Genomic DNA, 18589 nt, shown 5'->3' on the forward strand with positions numbered 1-18589 from the left:
GGCGCACAACTCGATGACTGACTTTCTGCGCCGCGCGTGCTTGCGCTTCACGTGTGCCGTCGACGCGTTTCGTCAGACGTCGGCGCGCACCCGACGTGCGAGCGCGTGCACCGACGGCACGACGCTGCGCACGTCGTCGCGGTAGCGCAGGTACGTCGTTCCGTGCGCGCGCACGAGCTCGCGTTCCTCGATCGCCACACCGACGACGATGTAGAGCGTGAACAGCCCCGCGAGCGCCAGCGTGTCGGCGCGCATGTGCGGCGTCGCCCACAGACCGACCAGCACCCCCGTCATGATCGGGTGACGGTCGAAGCGGTACATGAGGCGCCGACGGAAGACCGGCTCGGCGGGCGAACGGCCGTTCAGCGCGCGCCAGGGCTGCGTGAGGCCGAAGAGGTGGAAGTGATCGACCGCGAAGGTGGCGGCGAGCAGGTAGGTCCAACCGGCCCCCTGGAGCACGAAAAGGGCAGTTCGCGCCCAGCTGGCATCAAGCTGCCACACCGTTGCCCCCATCGGCTGCCAGCCCCACAGGATCAGCAGCAGCAGCGCGCCGGACAGGGCCACGAAGATCGAGCGCTCGAGGGCCGCGGGGACGACGCCGGTCCACCACTGCTTGAAGCCGGGGCGGGCCATGATCGTGTGCTGGATGCCGAACAGGGCCAGGAGGCCGGCGTCGAGCAGCAGGCCACCCGTCACCGTCGAGGCGACGTTGGGCGACCATTGGAAGGAATACAGACCGAAGCTGGTGACGATCAGAGCGACGAGGCCGGTGACGCCGAGCCCGTAGGCGCAGACCGCGAGGCACAGGTGGAGGGCCGGGGCGAAGGACCGGGTGCGGACGGGGTGGTGCGTGGTCGTCATGGCGATCGGTGGAAGGGGTCGGTGCGCTGGTCTTCGGCGAAGGGTCCGGCCTGCACCTCAGCAGCACCCAGGGACTCGCGCGTTCGCTCTACGCCCAGCGCGCGAAGCTCGACGAGGCGCTGACGCTGTTCGAGGACGCGCTCGAGCGCACGCGTGCCGGTGGTGGGGCGCCGCGCGAGGTCGGCGCGCTCGAAACACGCCTCTTGCTCGTGCGTCTGGCGCGCGGCGACGACGGCGCGCGGGAGGCCCTGCTCCAGCTGCGGCCGAGGCTGCTCGACGACGACTTCGAGGATCTCACGCGCGCGGTCGACGAGGCGCTCGAGGCCGCGCACGGGTCGCAGCGCTGACGTCGCGGGAGCGTGGGGCGCCTCCTGGAGCCATCCCGAGCGGACGCGACGTGCCGGCCTCGTAACCCCGCGGCCCCCGCCCGGTACCCTCGACATGGCCGAGCACCTGCCGCGCGGCCTCGACTCGCTCGTCCACCGAACCAGGCCCAGACGTCGCCATGCACACCAAGATCTCCGTCGCCTGCTTCCTCGCCGCCCTCGCCGCCAGCTGCTCTTCGACGCCGAAGGAGTCCGTGTACCTGCGCGCGGCCGAAACGCGCCCGATCTCCGGCAACGAAGTGCGCGGCCAGCTGCTGGGCGCCGACGGCCAGCCCCTGAAGGGCCGCGTGCGCGCCGTGACCGAGACCGGTTCCACCTCGGTCGGCACGCTGCGCGACGGCACGTTCGTGCTCCCACTGATCAGCTGGCCGGTCACCCTCGTGGCCGCTACCGACGCGGGCGAGATCGTGTGCTTCGCCGAGTTCGGCCCGAGCGACGAGGCGCGGCCCATCGCGCTCTCGGAACCCGGTGCGTGGCTCGATCTCGAGAACACGGGTTCGACGACGACGCGCGTCTCGGTGCGCTATCGCGACGTGCCGGTCGTCGGTATGACGCTGCGCCCCGGTCGACCCGAACGGGTCTGCGTGCCCGCCGGCGACCTGGTCGTGACGTTCCAGCACGACGACCGCCGCCGCGCGGTGCACGTCGACGTGGGCGCGACCGAGCGTCTCGTCACCACGCCCGGGTCGAAGTAGCGCTCCGCCGCGCGCGGTCGCTACGACCGGTAGTGACCGCCCGCGGTCCGATCGCGATCAGCAACACGCCGAACGGGAACCACCGCCGTCGGTGCGGCCACCAGGCGGTCTCGCCACCGATGCCCATGGTCGCCTACGCCACGTCGTCGAGGTCGATCGCCATCGGGCAGGAGATCGCGGATCGAGCGGGTCCGCGCGATCAGCGGCGACCCGACACGCGCGCCAGCGTCCGACGCGCCTCGTCCACGCCCAGAGCCGCCGCGACGGTGAAATACGCGATGGCACCAGCGGCCGATCCGGCGACCACGACCCAAGCGGCGGCGACGCCGTCCAGCGCGCGCAGGACGCCGAACGCGCTCGCACCGCACGCTGCCGACGCGATGGCGATGCGCGCGAGTCGGGGCAGGAGGTCGGGACGCGTGACCGGCAGGGCGAGCCTCGACGCCAGTCCGGGCCACAGGACCAGCGCATTGCCCCAGCTGGTGATCGCCGTCGCGAGCGCGAGCCCGTCCACATCCATCTTCGCGCCCAACACGAACACGAGGTTGAGTCCGGTGTTCAGGAACAGCATCGCGATCGACACGCGCACCGGCGTCTTGAAGTCGCCCTTGGCGTAGTACACGCGGCTGATCAGGCCGACGGCGCCCGCGGGCAAGAGAGCGATCGACAGCATCGACAGCGCGCTCCCCATGCGCTCGGCACCGGCGAGGCTGAACTCGCCGTGGCGGAACAGCGCGATCGAGATCGGTTCGGCCAGGACGAACAGGCCCGCGCAGGCCGGCAGCGCGAGGAACGCCACGCCGATCTGGGCGCGGTCGTGCAGGTCGCGCAGTTCGCCGTCGCGGCCGACCGAGGCGAAGGCCTTGAGTTTCGGGAAGACCGACGACGTGGCCGCGATCGCGATCAGCGCCAGGGGGAACTGCTGGATGCGGTTGGCGTAGTAGTGCGTCGTCGGGCCGCCGTCGGGCAACAGGCTCTCGGCCATCAGCCCGTCGATCATCACGTTGATCTGGTAGACGGCGGCGCCGAGCGCGAGCGGCGCCGCGGTGCGCAACACGCTCCAGGCACCGGCCGGTAGCGGTGCGAAGGGGCGGAAGACCGGACGGGCGAGCAGACCCACGCGCCGCACCGCCGGCCACTGCACCGCGAGCTGCACGAAGCCGGACAGGAGCACGACCCATGCCAGCCAGCGCACGAGGTCGAGGTCGCGCGCCGCACTCTGTTCGGCGTCGTTCGACGCGATCATCACGACCAGTGCCGCGATCCAGACCACGTTCATCGCCACGGGTGCGATCGCGGGCGCGACGAAGTGGCCGCGCACCTGCAGAGCACCCGCGCACAGGGCCGCCAGACAGATCAGCAGCACGAACGGCAGCATGCGCTGGGTCAACTCGATGGCCGCGCGCGCGCCATCCGGTTCGCCGAGCAGGGCGCTCTCGATCAGCGGCACGCGCAGGATCTCGAGCGACCCGGCCAGCACGAGGCACACGCCGATCAGGACGTAGGTCGTCAGACGCAGCGTCGCGGTGAACAGCTCGGCGCCGGCCCCGTCACCGCGCCGCGCGTCCGCGTCGGTCAACTCGGTCTGCAGCGACGTCGACAGCGCTCCTTCGCCGAAGAACCGCCGCATCAGGTTCGGGATGCGCCAGGCTGTGAGGAACGCGTCGTAGATGGGCGACGCGGCGCCGAACAGCATCGCCGAGAGCACCTCGCGCACGAAGCCGAGGATGCGGCTCGCGAGCGTCATGCCCGACACGAGCACGGTGCGCCGCAGCAGGCCGCCGTGGCGCGTGACGACGTGGTCGCTGGTCGGGGGGCCTGTGGGCATGGTGGATTGGCGGTACGGCGTCAGGCACGCATCTGCCACCTGCTGCACCGAGACGCTGCGAATCGCAGCGTCATCGGCGGCAGGTGGCAGATGCGTGCCTGACGCCGTACCGCCAATCTACCGCCGCACGAGGTCGGGATCGTCGAGGACCACGTCCCGAGAGCACGCGAGTCCCTCGTCGTCGCCTCCGTCCTCGTACGAGCGGCGGCTGCTGGGCGGGGTCGCTGATCGGTACGGTGTCAGGCACGAAACTGCCACCTGCCGCGCCGAGACGTTGCGATTCGCAGCGTCGCCGGCGGCAGGTGGCAGTTTCGTGCCTGACACCGTACCGATCAGCTGAGCACGCCGCCCGCCGCCTGGCTCGCCAGCTTGCCGTCCACCTGACCGCCGAAGCGCTCCTTCACGGCCTTCATCAGTTGGCCCATCTGCTTCTTCTCGGTCAGTCCGAGCTCGGCGGCCAACGCGGTCACCGCGGCGCGCGTCTCGTCCTCGGACATGAGCGTCGGCAGGTAGCCGACCAGGACCTCGGCCTCGTTGCGCTCCTTGGCGGCGAGCTCGGGGCGGCCGCCGTCGTCGTAGAGCGCAGCCGCCTCCTCGCGCCGCTTGACCGCCTTCTGGACCACCGCCAGCACGTCGTCCTCGGTCAGCTCCTTGCCGACGAGCTCGATGTCGCGGTTCTTGATCTCGGCGATCGTCATCCGCAGCACGTCGCGACGCAGCGCGTCCTTCGCGCGCATGGCGTCCTTCACGTCGGCGTCCAGGCGTTCACGCAGGGTCGTCATCGGATCAGTCCTCGTCGCCGTCGGAATCGGTGTCCGTGTCCACTTCGTCCTCGACCGCTTCGGCTGCGGCCTGGGCGACGATCGGATCGGTGGTCGCGTCGGTGCCCGGCTCCGTGGCCTCGCCCTCGCCACTGTTGTTGCGGGCCTCCAGCTCGAGGTCCTCGGCGCTCACGGCTTCGATGCCGACCAGCGCGTCGTCGCTCTTCAGGTTGACGAGACGCACGCCTTGCGTGTTGCGCCCCATCGGACGCATCTCGTCGACCGCGGTCCGCACGATCATCCCGCTCTGGCTGATGAACATCAGGTCGTCGCCGTCGACCACCGAGCGCAGAGCGACCACCGGGCCGTTGCGCTCCGTCACCTTGATGTTGATGACGCCCTGGTTGCCGCGACCCTTGATCGGGTAGTCGGCCGCCAGGGTGCGCTTGCCGTAGCCGTTCAGACAGGCCGTGACGAGCGTCACTCCGGTCTGGTCGGCGTCGCTCGGCAGCACGATCATCGAGACCACTTCGTCGTCCGGCTTGAGCCGCATGCCACGCACGCCGCGGGACACGCGCCCCATCGTCCGTGCCGCCTGCTCGTCGAAGCGCACCGCGCGCCCCTGGGCCGAACCGATCAGGACCGTGTCGCCGGGTTGGGCCAGCGCGACGGACACGACCTCGTCCTCCTCCTCGAGGGCGATGGCGCGAATACCGGTCTTCTTCGGGCGCGAGTAGGCCTCGAGCGCGGTCTTCTTGACCGTGCCCTTCTTCGTCGCGAACACGACCACGCGCTCGGTGTCGAAGGACTGCACGCGCAGCACGCTGTGGATGACCTCGCCGGCCGCCAGCTCGAGCAGGTTGCGGATCGCGCGGCCCTTGCTCGTGCGACCTCCTTCCGGCAACTGGTAGACCTTGAGCCAGTACACCTTGCCGAGGTTCGAGAAGCACAGCACGTAGTCGTGCGTGCCCGCGATGAACAGCGAGCGGATCGCGTCGCCCTCCTTCGACTCGGAGCCCTTGACGCCGCGGCCGCCGCGCCCTTGAGCGCGGTAGGTGTCGAGACCCGTGCGCTTGACGTAGCCGTCGCGCGAGAAGGTCACGACCATCATCTCCTCGGTGATCAGCTCTTCGATGTCGAAGGAGCCGTCCACCTCTTCGGCGCTGATCTCGGTGCGGCGGTCGTCTCCGTACTTGGCCTCGAGGTCGTCGAGGTCCTCGAGGATCATCGCGACCACGCGTTCGTCGCGCCGCAGGATGTCCTCCAGGTCGGCGATCTCCGCCAACAGCGCCTCGTACTCGGCCTCGAGCTTGTCGCGCTCGAGTCCGGTCAGGCGGCCGAGGCGCATGTCGACGATCGCCTGGGACTGGGCCAGCGACAGCGCGAACGCCGCCATCAACGCGCCCTTCGCCTCGTCCGTGTCCTTGCTGGCGCGGATGATGCGAATGACCTCGTCGATGTTCTGGACCGCGATCCGCAGGCCTTCGACGATGTGCTTGCGCTCTTCGGCCTTGCGCAGCAGGAAGCGCGTCCGGCGCCGCAGGACGTCCTTGCGGTGGCGGATGTACGCGTCGACCATTCCGCGCAGACTCAGCGTGCGCGGCTGCCCGTCGACGATCGACAGGTTGATGATCGAGAGCGTCGTCTGCAGCGGCGTGAACTGGAACAGCTGCTTGACGATGACCTCGGGGTCCTCGTTCTTCTTCAGCTCGACGATCAGTCGAATGCCGTCGCGGTCCGACTCGTCGCGCACGTCGGAGATGCCGGTGATCCGGCCGTCCTTCACGACTTCGACGATCTTGTCGATGATGCCGATCTTGCGGACCTGGTAGGGAATCTCGGTGAAGACGAGCTGTTCCTTGCCGCTGCGGCCGCGCGCCTCCTCGACGTGGTAGCGCGAACGCACGATCGAACGGCCGCGACCTGTCGTGTACGCCTGGTGGATCCCGCGCCGGCCCATGATGATGCCGCCGGTCGGGAAGTCCGGACCGGTGACGATCTTGCACAGCTCGTTCGCGTCGATCGTCGCGTCGGCCAGCACCGCGCGGATCGCACCACAGACCTCGCGCAGGTTGTGCGGCGGCAGACTCGTCGCCATGCCGACCGCGATGCCGTCCGAACCGTTGCAGAGCAGCTGCGGGAAGCGGCCCGGCAGCACCGACGGCTCGTCGAGACGCTCGTCGTAGTTGGGCTGGTAGTCGACCGTCTCCTTGTCGAGGTCCGCCATCATCTCGGTGGCCTCGCCGTTCATGCGCGCCTCCGTGTATCGCATGGCGGCCGGCGGGTCCCCGTCGATCGAACCGAAGTTGCCCTGCCCGTCGACCAGCGGGTAACGCAGCGAGAACTTCTGCGCCATGCGGACGAGCGTCGGGTAGATCACCGACTCGCCGTGCGGGTGGTAGTCACCGGACGTCGTGCCGGCGATGTTCGCGCACTTGCGGTACTTGGAGTTCGGCCGCAGGCGCAGGTCGTTCATCGCGACCAGGATCCGGCGCTGGGACGGTTTGAGGCCGTCGCGGACGTCGGGGAGCGCGCGGCTGTGGATGACACTGAGTGCGTACGTCAGGTACGACTCGCTCATCTCGCGCTCGATCAGGCGGGGCTCGACGCGTCCGATGTTCATCGGCGGCGGCTCGGATCCGGTCTCGGTCATGGACGTGGCGCAGGCAATCGGGAGGTGGGTCCGCGGGGCGTTTCGGCCCCGTGGATCAAGCCGTGTAGTATCGCGATTCCGCGCGCTCGAAGCCAGCCGCGAACGCGCTCCTCGTGGCCTCCAAGTGAGTCTCGGGCCGCAGTTTCGGATGGCTCGCGCGACCGCGTACCGACGCTCGGCCCAGCGCCGCGCCCCTGCGGCTCGAACGCGCTCCCACGGCCACTCCGCCCTCTTCCGCTCCCGTCCTCGAACCCATGTCCCACCCGCCCCTCGCCCAAGCTCTCGGGCGCATTCCGTCCGGCCTGTTCGTGGTGACCTGCCAGGCCGAGAGCGGGCCGATCGGCTTCCTCGGCTCGTTCGTCCAGCAGGTCGGTCTCGCCCCGCCGACGATCGCCGTGGCGGTGGCCCAGGGGCGCGATCACCTGGCCGCCATCCGCGCGAGCGGGCACTTCGCGGTCTCGGTGCTCGACCCCGAGTGCAAGCACGCCATGCCGCCGTTCTTCGGCAAGGTGCCCGAGGGCCGGACGCCCTTCGACGTCCTGCCGCACCGCGCGACGGAACACGGTCCGGTGGTCCTCGACGACGCACTGGCCTGGTTCGCCTGTCGCGTGATCGGCGAGTTCGACGCGGGCGACCACGTGGTCGTCTTCGGCCAGGCGTTGGCGGGTGAACTGCAACGCAGCGGCGACCCCAGCGTCCACCTGCGCAAGAACGGGCTCAGCTATTGAGGACGGGCGCGATGGCCACCACCGCACAGATCGTCCCGGGGGAGTTCCTGCCCAACCTGCAGTTCGACCTCGAGACCTTCGCCACCAACGGGCTGCTGCTCGCCGTGGCGTTCCTCCTGGCCCTGCCGGTGGGGTGGGATCGCGAACGCGCGGGCCGCTCGGCCGGGCTGCGGACGTTTCCGCTCGTGGCCGTCTCGTCCTGCGCCTACGTCGTGAGGAGCATCTACGCGTTCGGTGCGGACACCCAGGCGCAGGCGCGCGTCGTCCAAGGCCTGATCACGGGCATCGGCTTCGTCGGCGGAGGAGCGATCGTGAAGTCGTCCGACCGCGTCCAGGGCACCGCGACCGCCGCCAGCATCTGGACGACCGGTGCGATCGGCGCCACGGTCGCCTTCGGGCGCCTCGACATCGCGCTCCTGTTGAGCCTCACGACGTTCGCGACCCTGCGCTGGCTGCACGGACTGGCCGGTCGCGCGGAGCCGGACGAGCGCGACGACGACGTCTGATCCGCCGAGCCCGCGACGGCGAACGGGCGCGCGCCCCCCGCTCGGGGAGCACGCGCCCGCTCTCGTGTCGCGCACCGGTCGCCCGGTGCTGAGTGCCCGGCCGTCAGTAGGTCAACTTCATGTCGGACACGGTGATCTCCGTGTTCCAGGCGAAGAAGCCGACGCGGCCCTTCAGATCGCTGTCGGGGTAGCTCTTGGTGAGCACCGACTCGCCGTCGATGAAGTACTCGACCTGGTTGCCCTCGACCTGGATCGCGATCTGGAGCTTCTCACCGGCGGTGATGAACACCTGGCGGATCTCCTCGCTGATCTGCGGCTCCTCGCCCTTGAGGCGGAACTCGCACAGGCCCTCGAAGGGGATGTAGCCGATCTGCCGGCTGCGTCCGACGCGCTCGCCGTAGAACATCCCGAAGACCGGGAAGTTGCTCTCGCCGGTCAGGCTGAGCGTGGCTTCGAAGCGGTAGCTCTGGCTGGACGGCGCGTCGAGGTACGAGATGATCGCCGCGGCCTGGGAGGGCTTGGAGACGAGCGTCTCGCCCGCGCCCTTGCGCCACAGGCGCGCGTCGAAGGCCTCCCAGCGCGAAAGGTCGTCGTCCACGACCAGCGTGCGCTCGATGCGCGGATCCGCCTGGTGCTCGCCGCGCAGCTTGGCGGCCATGTCGCTCAGCCGGTGGCTGCGGCCGGCGAGGGCCTGGCCGCGCTGGACGAAGAGGGCCGCCGCGAGCGGAAGGCCCTCGGCGACGTAGCGACCGGCGAGTTCCATGACCTGGTCCTCGAAGGCGCGGGTCTTGTCGACCATGTCCTCCGCCAGGCTGCGGTTGAGCTTGCCCATCTCGTCGCGAGCGAACGTGCGCAGCTCCGAGACCTTCATGCCGGCGTTCGGCACCGCCGCGTCGTCCGACGACTGCATCCCGCACCACTCGAGGAGCTCGCGGAAGTAGTACATCGCGGTGTCCTCGCGCTCGGTCTCGAGACAGGCCTCGGCCAGCCCGAGCATCGCGACCGGATCGCCGGGGCGCTTGCGCAGAGCCCAGACGTAGGTCTCGACGGCGTAGTCGTGCTTGCCGTTCGCGACCTGCTTGCGCGCCTTCTCGATCAGCTTGTCGGCCTGCTCGGGACCGCCGAAGTGCAGGTCGTTCAGCTCGCGGATCCAGCTCCGCCACTGCTGGTACCAGGCCTGGAAGTTGTCGATGCCCTCGACGCCCGGCTTCTCGACGAAGTACTCGACGAAGCGCTCCCACACGTCGTGCTGCGCCTCGCCCTTGTACTCGCCGACGAACTCGTCGAAGTACTCGATGTAGATCCGCTCGGAGTTCTCGTTCTCGTAGTTGCGGATGAAGTACACGAGGCCCCAGCCCCAGGGGTAGAACGCACCGCTGTAGCTACCGGGCGCGTAGTACGTGATGACGTCGCGGATCGGGTCGTAGCCCGAGTCGAACATCGAGATCAGCGCCTCGAGTCGGCTCTCGGCGATCTGGTTCGGGATGACCGCGCCGTTGGGGAGCAGCACGGTGCCCTCCATGAAGCAGGCGATGCCCTCTTCGACCCAGACCGGCTGCAGCGTCTTCGAGACGTCCTGACTGAACTGGTGCGAGACCTCGTGGAACAGCGTCTCCCACAGATCGTCCATCGAACGCCCGACCGTGCGCTGGTCATAGGTCGAGATGCGGTTCTCGCCCGGCATGAAGAATCCGCCGATGTTCGGAGTGTTCTTGCCGTCGTACTCCGCCTCGTTGAAGTCCTGGAACGACTTGTAGACGTTGATCTCGCAGTCGCGCAGCTTCTGGCCCGACTCCTTGTGGCGGTAGAGCGTGCGCAGGTAGAGGTTGATCTGCGTCAACGCGAAACCGATCTGTTGACCGACCTCGTAGCCCATGTTCGTGCGGATCTTGTAGCCCTTGACGTCGAGCGCCTTGTTCTTGAGGGCCTTGTCCCACTCGCTGTACTTCTCGTCGAAGTCGGCGATCCACTTGGCCGACTTGCGGTTCTTGCCGCCGACGACGGGCACGTCGAGGCCCGACTTCATCAGCGCTTCGCCGGCCTCCGCCTTCGAGTAGATCTTGTCGAGCGACTTCTGCGCCTCTTCGTCGAGCGGCGTGCCTTCCGCGCGCGAGTAGAGATCCACCGCGTTCGCCCAGAGCTTGCGGTTCCGCGCGGCGTCGCCCATCACGAGCAGCTGGCGCAGGTACTCGTTGAAGGCTTCGTCGCCCTCCAGTCCGAAGGGGTCGAGCTCGGTGACGATGGTCTCCATCTCGGAGACCAACTTCTTGAACGAACGGTCGCCCTTCGTCGCGATCACGGCCAGGCGCGCGTGGAACAGGGCGCGGTCCTTCTGCTCGGCCTCCTTCGCGGCGTGGGCGGCGGCGGCTTGCACCTCCGGGTCGCTCGGGTCGCGCCGGACCGCGGCCAGGGCGTCCTCGAGCGCGTCGAAGTGGACGGTCGGGGCGGCGACCGCGACCGAGGTCGAGGCGGCCGGGGCACTGGCCTCCGCGGCGGGAGCGGCGGACTGGACGAGGGGCAACGCGGCGAACAGGGAGACGCCGAGGAACAGGCTCTTCATGAAGGCTGAGGGGTCACGGAGCGGTCGGCGCCCGTGGGCGCTGCCGTCGGTGGGAGCCACCAGGACGTGGCGGCATGCGAGGTGGGACGTGGGTGGCCGGTCGGTCTTCTCGGTCCGTCCGGTCCTGCAAGGGGGGGCGCCCAGTCTACGGGTGCCGGCCGATGCTGCGGTCCGCAGGTGCGGATCGGCGGGCGCGGCGGCCGTCGAGGCTTCGTGCGAGCTGCCGTGTGGGTCGGCGAGCCTGCCCCAACGACGCGAACCAGCCCTTGATTGGCGTCCTACGGCCCGAGCCGCGATTCATTGGGCCCCATCCGGTGGGAGTCCGGCGCGCGCGTTCCACAGTCGGTCCTCGACCGCTCGGCCGCGTTCGTCGAGCCCACCTCCCCGACGGAAGCGCGCCAGCTCGAGCAGGAGCCCCGCCCGCACCGTGTCGTTCGCGTCGAGCGCGCTGGCGGCCGCCTCGATCAACTCCGCTCCACTGGGTGCTGGTCCCCGGGCCCCGTCCCCGAGCTCGCCGGGTCCGCCCGGCCCGGCGTCCACGGAGCGCTCGACCGTCGATCCAACTCGTGCCAACTCGGCCAACCCGTCGCCCCGAGCCGCCTCGGACGCCCAGTGGGCGGCGGCCGCGTAGTCGCCGTGCCGCAGGGCGAGGCGCGCGCGATCGGTCTCCCAGCCGCGCACCGTCGACACCAGCAGGGCGAGCAGCGCGACCAGCGTTCCGATCCGGGCCGCGGCGCGCGCGCGGGCGAGGGTCCGCTCGAGCCGCAGCCCGACCTCGGTGTGCCGCTCGGCCGAGCGCGCGAAGAGGGCGCGCTGGGCCGGAGAGAAGTGGCGCCAGCCGTTGCGACGCCACGTGCGACTCGACGCCGTGCGCCGCAGGAGCTCGATCAGGGGCCGCGCGCCGCCCGCGCACTCGACCGCGACCAGGTCGGCTTCGAGCTCGGCCCGTCGCGACAGCCAGCCGAAGCCGAGGAACCAGACGAGCGCGAGCCCCAGCGGCACGACCCACTCGACGATCCACCCGTCGCCGCCGATCAACTCGGGCAGCACGACCGCGGGCGCGAGCAGGGCCAGGCTGAACTGCGCGAACAGGGCCGGGTGGCGGCGCGCGGCGTGCCCCATCTCGTGGCCGAACAGCGCCTCGGCCTGGGGCTCGCGCAGGCCGGCGACGATGCCGTCGGTCACGAGCACGTAGCGGTGTGCGGCGACGAATCCGACCACGGCCGCGTTGATCTCGTCCCCGCCGGTGCGCCACAGCAGCGGGCCGCGACCGCGGAACCCGACGCGCTCGGCCACGCGGTCGAAGACCTCGGCCAAGCGCTTCGCAGCGGGCGACTCGCCGCGCGCGCGGCCGATCGGCACGAGCCCCAACGCGACGGCGAACAGGCGCGGCAACAGCGCCGCGAACGCCAGGCCGACGGCGAGCGTCCAGAGGATCTCGAGCGCGCCGACCTCCTCCACGTAGGCGCGCAGGTCCGGGTGGTGGCGCAGCGGCGTCGACACGGCCACGAACAACGCGAGCGGAGCGAGGACCGCCACGATCGAACGCGCCGCGCGACCGAGGGCCGCCGAACGCTCGCTCGCGCGCGTCGTGCGATCCGCCCGCCAGGACACGGGCGTCCCGGCGTGGCGCAGCCCGAACAGCGCGTCCGAAGTGGCCAGGGAACCCAGCGCGAAGGGCGCGAGCAGCGCGAACAGCGACCAGCTGGGCCAGGCGAACACCGAGGCCCCCTCGAGTCCGGGCGCGTCCGTCGTTCCCACGGCCAACCAGTCGGACAGACCGACCGCCGCGGCCTGGCACAGGATCGGCCACCACATGACGAGACGCGGTCCGAGGCGCTGGGCCACACCCCGTGCCGCACGACGACGCAGGCGCGCGACGACCAGGTACACGCCCAGCGGCCACAGCAGCGCGGTCCACGTCGGCAACAGATCGAGCCTTGCGCCCGACTCGGCGAGCGCGGTGACGAACAGAGCGCCGAGGAGGTGGACGAGGACGATCACGCTGGGTCGGGAGGGGGGGTCGATCGCGGCGCTGGGTGCGCGAACGGGAGGTCGGTCGCGAGCTCGGTGGCGAACTGCGGCCGCGCGCGCCGAGGTCGCAGGCGTTCAGCCGCGCCCGAGCTTGCTCGTGTTCTTGAAGTGCAGCTTGGCCACCTTCCCCAGCGCGTCGCGGCCGTGCAGTCGCACGAACGCGCGCGCCGCGCGATCGGCGGGTGCCCCGCCGCCCTTCGCCAGGTCGACCGCGTACTCCTCGGACAGGCGGTCCATGGCCTCGAGGAAGGTGCAGCGCGCCACCACGCTGGCGGCGGCGACCGCGGCGATCTCCTCCGCGCGCGGACGCTGGGTCAACTCGCCCGGTGCGCCCGCGAGCGCCTTCTCCATCAGACGCTCGGGTCCGAACTGGTCGACGACAATCAGGTCGTCCTTCTCGACCAGCGCGCGGATCGCCTCGGCGTGAGCGTCGGCGAGCAAGATGTTGAGGTTGCCGGTCGCGTCGCGCAGGTCGTTGTAGCGCGGTGGATCGAGGCACACGATCGCGGTCTGACAGGTGGCTTCGATCGCCGGACCGAGCTTGCGGATCGTGGTGTCGTTCAGCTGCTTGCCGTCGGCGACGCCCGCCTCGGCCAGCCCGCGCGCCTGCTCCGGCGTGAGCCGCACCGCCGCGACCACGAGCGGGCCGAGGTAGTCGCCCTTGCCCGCCTCGTCCGAGCCCACCGTCGTACGCGCGGCGTCGAACGAGGTCGAACCGGCGCGTTCGGAGGCCGCGGGCGGCTTCTTGGTCGAGGACGCCGCGCCATCGGCGGACCCGGATCGGTCGGTGCCGCTGCTCGCCGCCGCGCCCGCTCCGGCGCCGTCCAGGTAGAGCAGCTCGAAGCTGTCGACGCCCTTGCCCTGGACCACCAGCTTCCCGGACGTGTAGAGCGTCGCCACGACCCCGTCCCCGCGGACCTGGAAACGGCTGTGCGGCGGCTGGCGCCACTCGAACGGCGCACCCTCGAGGCGCGCGTGGAGGGCGTCCGCGCGGGTGCGGTCGAGCTTGAGAACGAGGGTGCGTTGCGTCACGGGCGACAACGTAACCAGCCGACGAGCGAGACGCCGCCGCGCTCGGCCCTACAATCGTCGGCCGACGCGGGACCGACCCACGTCACTCGCGAGCGCGGGCGTCCACCGACCGGTCGTCGGCCCCGTTCGCATCGTCCAGCTCAACGCGTCCAGCCGAACTCGGCCGGCGCACCGCTCCGTCGCCCAGCCCATCCGCACCGTGGCCCAGATCTACGACTCCATCCTCGACGCCATCGGCAGCACGCCGCTCGTCCGCCTCAACCGCGTCGCCCAGAACAGCGGCTGCGAGATCCTCGTCAAGTGCGAGTTCATGAACCCCGGCGGATCGGTCAAGGACCGCATCGGCGCGCGGATGGTGCTCGAAGCCGAGCGCACGGGACGCATCAAGCCCGGCGACACTCTGATCGAGCCGACCTCCGGCAACACCGGCATCGGCATGGCGATGGCGGCCGCGGTGCGCGGCTACCGGATGGTCATCACGATGCCGCAGAAGATGAGCCGCGAGAAGCAGGTGGTGCTCGAGGCCCTGGGTGCCGAGATCATCCGCACGCCCACCGAAGCGGCCTGGGACGCGCCCGAGAGTCACATCGGCGTGGCCAAGCAACTGCAGAAGATCCTGCCGAACAGCCACATCCTCGATCAGTACGGCAACGAGGACAACCCGCTCGCGCACTACGAGGGCACGGCCGAGGAGATCCTCGCGCAGACCGGCGGCAAGATCGACATCTTCGTCGCGACGGCCGGCACCGGCGGCACGCTGACCGGCACGGCGAAGCGCCTGAAGGAAGCGGTGCCCGGCATCACGATCGTCGGCGTCGACCCGCAGGGCTCGATCCTCGCTGGTCCGGGCCCCATCGGCTCGTACAAGGTCGAGGGCATCGGCTACGACTTCATCCCGGACGTGCTCGACCAGGGCATCGTCGACCACTGGTACAAGTCGAACGACCACGACTCCTTCCTCATGGCGCGGCGTCTGATCCGCCAGGAAGGGCTTCTGTGCGGTGGTTCCTGCGGTTCCGCCGTGTGGGGTGCGCTGCAGGCCGCCAAGGAGTTCGGCCCGGACAAGCGCATCGTCACGATCCTTCCCGACAGCGTCCGCAACTACATGACGAAGTTCATGGACGACGCCTGGATGCGCGAGAACGGCTTCACCGAGTCGACCTGGGAGACGTCCACCGTCGGCGACGTGCTGCAGCGTCTGCCCAACCGCCAGCTGGTGACGGCCTCGTCGTCGCACACGCTGGCCGACGCCGTGATGCTGATGAAGGAGAAGGGCATCAGCCAGGTGCCGATCGTCGACGACGGCACGCTGGTCGGCATCGTCACCGAGTCGGACCTGCTCGGCAAGCTGGTCGAAGGGCGCGCCTCCCTGTCGAGCGCGGTGGCCGAGGTCATGTTCCGCAACGTGCAGACGGTCGGCATGTCGGCCGACGCCGGCAGCCTGCGCGAGCTGTTCGCCAACGACCTGGCGGCGATCGTGCTGAACGCCAAGGGCAACGTGCAGGGCCTGATCACGAAGATGGACCTGGTCGACTTCCTGACGCACACGATGGACGGGGCGCGGGAAGAGGTCACGGCCTCCTGATCGGAAGAGCGCGCGGCTCGGGCGTGAATCCGCTCGGGCCGCGCGCGTAGGCTGCTGGCATGAAGAACGACCTCGGAGTGCAGATCGAGCCCGCCCAGTTGAAGACGCTGCGGACGATCGGACTGGCCCTGGCGAGCGGCGCCGTGCTGTTCGCCACGATCGCCACGGCGCTACCGTTCATCTCGGGCGGTGCTCCCGCGCCGAGCGACGTGGAGCCGGACACCGGGGTCGTGCAGGTCCTCTCGATGGTGCACGGGTTCCTGTTCATGACGACGATCGTCATGGCGGCCGCGATGCCCTCGATCCTGGCCGCGAAGGTCACGCCCCAGCAGGCCCACGCGCCGTACATCCTGCGCTGGGCCCTGGTCGAGGGGCCGGCGCTGTTCGGCTCGGTGATCGTGCTGCTCGCGGGCCTGGGCGGCGTGCTTCCGGGCGAGAGCATGTACTACCTGAACCTGGTCAGCACCGTGGCGATGGTGACGTTCGTGCTGACCGACCTCGGGCGACTGAAGGGGTGATCGGTACGGCGTCAGGCACGCGGGTGCCACCTGCCGCCGACGTCGCTGCGATTCGCAGCGACTCTGGCGGCAGGTGGCACCCGCGTGCCTGACGCCGTACCGATCACCCAACCCCGCATGCAACTCTTCCAGGTCGACGCCTTCGCCGAGCGCCCCTTCGAGGGCAACCCGGCGGCCGTGGTGCCGCTCGAGCGCTGGCTCGACGACGGGCTGATGCAGCGCATCGCGCTCGAGAACAACCTGTCGGAGACGGCGTTCATCGTTCGCACGTCCGCCGCACCGAGCGAGTGGGTCTACGAACTGCGCTGGTTCACGCCCGTCGCCGAGGTCGACCTGTGCGGCCACGCGACGTTGGCGAGCGGCTTCGTCGCGTTCACCGAGTTGGGGGCACCGGGCGAATCGGTGCGCTTCACGACCCGAGCCGCCGGAGAGCTCGTCGTCGGACGGCGCCAGCACGACCGCTACACCCTCGACCTGCCGCGCGTGGCGAGCGACCAGGTCGCGACACCGGCGGGACTCGCGGACGCGCTGGGCGCCGAACCGCTCGAGGTGCGGATGGGTCGCGCGCCGGTCGAGGACCTGATCGCGGTGTTCACGGACGCCGAGGCCGTGCGCGCGCTGCGGCCGGACTTCGGCGCCCTCGCGCGCCTCGACGCACGCGGCGTGATCGCGACGGCCGCGGGCGACGACGCGGCCGCGCCGGACTTCGTGAGCCGCTTCTTCGGCCCCGCGGTCGGCGTGGACGAGGACCCGTTCACCGGCTCGGCGCACAGCCTGCTCGGCGACCTGTGGAGCGTGCGGCTGGGGCGCACGACGCTCGCGGCGCGCCAACTCTCGGTGCGCGGGGGATCCGCACTGGTCGAGGTGGCGGCGGAGCGCGTGACCCTGGTCGGTGGGGCGGTGCTCTTCCTGCGCGGCGAGATCGTCGCGGACCGCTGAGGCGGCACGGACGCTCGCGCCACTGGGTCGGCTGGTGGAACACGCATAGACTGCCCGGCGCCATGCCGCTCTCGACCGACGTCACCCTGCCGCGCGACGCAGCGCCGCTCTTCCCCGACCGCTGCATCGGTTGCGGGACGGGCGCGCCGGGGTCCACGTGGCGCTTCGCGCGGCGCGCCTCGCGCTGGTGGAGCTTCTTCGTGACGTGGATCGGAGAGCTCCACGTGGTCGAGGTGCCGTGCTGCACGCCCTGCCGCGCGCGGCTGCGGCGCCAGCGCCTGATCCGCGGCTCGAGTTTCGTGTTCGCGACGGTCGCCGTCCTCGCCGTCGTCCTGCCGGCCCTCGAGGGGGTCGATCGCGTTCTGCAGAAGCCGATCGCGCTCGGACTCCTCCTGGCGACGCTGGCGCCGGTGCTCCTCTACCAGGTGCTCTACCCCCCGCCGTTCGACACGACCGTGGGCAAGAAGTACGTCGACTACGAGTTCGCGGACTCGGACGCAGCGCGCGACTTCCACGCCCTGAACGAACACCTGGGTGCGGAACTCGAGAGCTAGATTGATCGGTACGGCGTCAGGCACGAAAGTGCCACCTGCCGCGCCGAGACGCTGCGATTCGCAGCGTCGTCGGCGGCAGGTGGCACTTTCGTGCCTGACGCCGTACCGATCATGCTGCCCCCGATCGATCCACTGACCGCCGAGTTCGGCGACCTGTACGACGAGCTGCCGCTGTGGTCGGCGCCGTTCCTCGAGCGCCTGCTCGCGCGCGTCCCGCTGCGGCCGGACCTGCGCGCGGTCGACGTGGGATGTGGAACGGGGCAGCTGGCGGTCGAGCTGGCCGAACGCTGTGGCGAACACGCGCGCATCGTGGCCGTCGACCCGTGGAGCGCTGCGGTGACGCGTCTGCGGCGCAAGCTCGAACAGCGCGGGCTCACGCGCCGCGTCGAGGTGCAGGAGCGCGACGCGATCGACCTCGACGTGCCGGACGGGAGCGTGCACGTCGTCGCGTCGAACCTCGGCCTCAACAACTTCGCGAACGCGGGCGCGGTGCTCGCACGTTGCGGGCGCGCGCTCGCTCCGGACGGCCGCCTGCTGCTCACCACGAACCTGCGCGGGCACTTCGGCGCGTTCTACGAGGCGTTCGACGGCGCGCTCGCGGACCTGGGACTCGGTCACGAACGCCGAGCGCTCGCGGCCCACGTCGACGCGCGCGCCACGCTCGCGTCACTCACCGCGCAGCTCACCGAGGCGGATCTGGAGGTCACGCACACGGAGACCTGGTCCGGCACCTGGCGCTTCGCGGACTCGGCGGCCCTGTTCGGCCACTGGTTCGTGCGACTCGCGTTCCGCGGCGAGTGGGAGGCTTTGGTGCCCGAGGGAGCGCGCAAGCACGTGTTCGACGCCGTCGCCGCGCGCCTGGACTGCTCCGGTGCGCTGGAACTCGAGGTTCCCAGCGCACTGGTCGAAGCGCGTTCCGCGCGGTGTTGAAGGATCCGCGTCGGACGGA

General features: G+C 70.4%; 16 protein-coding genes. 9 read left to right on the top strand and 7 right to left on the bottom strand.

Annotated features, from left to right (window positions below; genetic code table 11):
• Positions 1-72: 72 nt before the first annotated feature.
• Positions 73-861 carry a methyltransferase family protein gene (locus Pla163_RS18145; protein ID WP_145192058.1) on the bottom strand — a complete coding sequence of 263 codons (789 nt, stop codon included), beginning with the start codon at positions 859-861 and terminating at the stop codon, positions 73-75.
• Between the two features lie 8 nt (positions 862-869).
• Between Pla163_RS18145 and Pla163_RS18150 the strand changes: the two genes are divergently transcribed.
• Positions 870-1208, top strand: coding sequence for a hypothetical protein (locus Pla163_RS18150; protein WP_145192061.1), 339 nt, complete (start codon positions 870-872; stop codon positions 1206-1208).
• Between the two features lie 158 nt (positions 1209-1366).
• Positions 1367-1942 (top strand): hypothetical protein, encoded by a 576-nt coding sequence (locus tag Pla163_RS18155; RefSeq protein ID WP_145192064.1) that lies wholly within the window; start codon positions 1367-1369, stop codon positions 1940-1942.
• 199 nt (positions 1943-2141) lie between these two features.
• Here Pla163_RS18155 and murJ read toward each other — a convergent pair whose 3' ends face one another.
• From murJ to gyrA, 3 genes are all read right to left on the bottom strand, one after another.
• Positions 2142-3770 (bottom strand): murein biosynthesis integral membrane protein MurJ, encoded by a 1629-nt coding sequence (gene murJ, locus Pla163_RS18160; protein ID WP_145192067.1) that lies wholly within the window; start codon positions 3768-3770, stop codon positions 2142-2144.
• Positions 3771-4102: 332 nt separating this feature from the next.
• Positions 4103-4552 carry a GatB/YqeY domain-containing protein gene (locus Pla163_RS18165; RefSeq protein WP_145192070.1) on the bottom strand — a complete coding sequence of 150 codons (450 nt, stop codon included), beginning with the start codon at positions 4550-4552 and terminating at the stop codon, positions 4103-4105.
• A gap of 4 nt (positions 4553-4556) precedes the next feature.
• The gene (gene gyrA, locus Pla163_RS18170) at positions 4557-7184 is read right to left on the bottom strand and encodes a DNA gyrase subunit A (RefSeq protein WP_419186120.1); all 2628 of its coding nucleotides are present in this window, start codon (positions 7182-7184) and stop codon (positions 4557-4559) included.
• A gap of 254 nt (positions 7185-7438) precedes the next feature.
• Between gyrA and Pla163_RS18175 the strand changes: the two genes are divergently transcribed.
• Both Pla163_RS18175 and Pla163_RS18180 read left to right on the top strand, forming a co-directional pair.
• Entirely contained in the window at positions 7439-7912 is a 474-nt protein-coding gene (locus Pla163_RS18175) for a flavin reductase family protein (protein WP_145192073.1), read from the top strand.
• 11 nt (positions 7913-7923) lie between these two features.
• The gene (locus Pla163_RS18180; protein ID WP_145192076.1) at positions 7924-8418 is read left to right on the top strand and encodes an MgtC/SapB family protein; all 495 of its coding nucleotides are present in this window, start codon (positions 7924-7926) and stop codon (positions 8416-8418) included.
• Positions 8419-8521: 103 nt separating this feature from the next.
• Here Pla163_RS18180 and Pla163_RS18185 read toward each other — a convergent pair whose 3' ends face one another.
• The 3 genes from Pla163_RS18185 to rnhC all read right to left on the bottom strand — a co-directional run bounded on the left by Pla163_RS18185 (position 8522) and on the right by rnhC (position 14044).
• Entirely contained in the window at positions 8522-10978 is a 2457-nt protein-coding gene (locus Pla163_RS18185; RefSeq protein ID WP_145192080.1) for a hypothetical protein, read from the bottom strand.
• Positions 10979-11275: 297 nt separating this feature from the next.
• A complete protein-coding gene (locus Pla163_RS18190) occupies positions 11276-12982 on the bottom strand; it encodes a M48 family metalloprotease (RefSeq protein WP_145192083.1) in 1707 nt (568 codons plus the stop codon).
• A 105-nt stretch (positions 12983-13087) separates the two neighbouring features.
• Complete coding sequence (gene rnhC, locus Pla163_RS18195; protein WP_419186121.1) at positions 13088-14044, bottom strand: ribonuclease HIII; 957 nt, start codon at positions 14042-14044, stop codon at positions 13088-13090.
• 208 nt (positions 14045-14252) lie between these two features.
• Between rnhC and Pla163_RS18200 the strand changes: the two genes are divergently transcribed.
• The 5 genes from Pla163_RS18200 to Pla163_RS18220 all read left to right on the top strand — a co-directional run bounded on the left by Pla163_RS18200 (position 14253) and on the right by Pla163_RS18220 (position 18570).
• Complete coding sequence (locus tag Pla163_RS18200; RefSeq protein WP_419186502.1) at positions 14253-15629, top strand: cystathionine beta-synthase; 1377 nt, start codon at positions 14253-14255, stop codon at positions 15627-15629.
• 59 nt (positions 15630-15688) lie between these two features.
• Positions 15689-16147, top strand: coding sequence for a hypothetical protein (locus Pla163_RS18205; protein ID WP_145192093.1), 459 nt, complete (start codon positions 15689-15691; stop codon positions 16145-16147).
• Between the two features lie 117 nt (positions 16148-16264).
• Positions 16265-17086, top strand: coding sequence for a PhzF family phenazine biosynthesis protein (locus tag Pla163_RS18210; protein ID WP_145192096.1), 822 nt, complete (start codon positions 16265-16267; stop codon positions 17084-17086).
• A gap of 62 nt (positions 17087-17148) precedes the next feature.
• Positions 17149-17640: a hypothetical protein gene (locus tag Pla163_RS18215; RefSeq protein ID WP_145192099.1), complete on the top strand. Its 492-nt coding sequence runs from the start codon at positions 17149-17151 to the stop codon at positions 17638-17640.
• 111 nt (positions 17641-17751) lie between these two features.
• Positions 17752-18570 (top strand): class I SAM-dependent methyltransferase, encoded by an 819-nt coding sequence (locus Pla163_RS18220; RefSeq protein WP_145192102.1) that lies wholly within the window; start codon positions 17752-17754, stop codon positions 18568-18570.
• Positions 18571-18589: the final 19 nt, after the last annotated feature.

Source organism: Rohdeia mirabilis (assembly GCA_007750655.1).
Classification (GTDB): Bacteria; Planctomycetota; UBA1135; order UBA1135.

Excerpts from the sequence above, each read along its gene's own strand:
- Pla163_RS18145 (WP_145192058.1), bottom strand. The coding sequence starts at position 861 with ATGACGACCACGCACCACCCCGTCCGCACCCGGTCCTTCGCCCCGGCC.
- Pla163_RS18155 (WP_145192064.1), top strand. The coding sequence starts at position 1,367 with ATGCACACCAAGATCTCCGTCGCCTGCTTCCTCGCCGCCCTCGCCGCC.
- murJ (WP_145192067.1), bottom strand. The coding sequence starts at position 3,770 with ATGCCCACAGGCCCCCCGACCAGCGACCACGTCGTCACGCGCCACGGC.
- Pla163_RS18165 (WP_145192070.1), bottom strand. The coding sequence starts at position 4,552 with ATGACGACCCTGCGTGAACGCCTGGACGCCGACGTGAAGGACGCCATG.
- gyrA (WP_419186120.1), bottom strand. The coding sequence starts at position 7,184 with ATGACCGAGACCGGATCCGAGCCGCCGCCGATGAACATCGGACGCGTC.
- Pla163_RS18175 (WP_145192073.1), top strand. The coding sequence starts at position 7,439 with ATGTCCCACCCGCCCCTCGCCCAAGCTCTCGGGCGCATTCCGTCCGGC.
- Pla163_RS18180 (WP_145192076.1), top strand. The coding sequence starts at position 7,924 with ATGGCCACCACCGCACAGATCGTCCCGGGGGAGTTCCTGCCCAACCTG.
- Pla163_RS18185 (WP_145192080.1), bottom strand. The coding sequence starts at position 10,978 with ATGAAGAGCCTGTTCCTCGGCGTCTCCCTGTTCGCCGCGTTGCCCCTC.
- Pla163_RS18205 (WP_145192093.1), top strand. The coding sequence starts at position 15,689 with ATGAAGAACGACCTCGGAGTGCAGATCGAGCCCGCCCAGTTGAAGACG.
- Pla163_RS18210 (WP_145192096.1), top strand. The coding sequence starts at position 16,265 with ATGCAACTCTTCCAGGTCGACGCCTTCGCCGAGCGCCCCTTCGAGGGC.
- Pla163_RS18215 (WP_145192099.1), top strand. The coding sequence starts at position 17,149 with ATGCCGCTCTCGACCGACGTCACCCTGCCGCGCGACGCAGCGCCGCTC.
- Pla163_RS18220 (WP_145192102.1), top strand. The coding sequence starts at position 17,752 with ATGCTGCCCCCGATCGATCCACTGACCGCCGAGTTCGGCGACCTGTAC.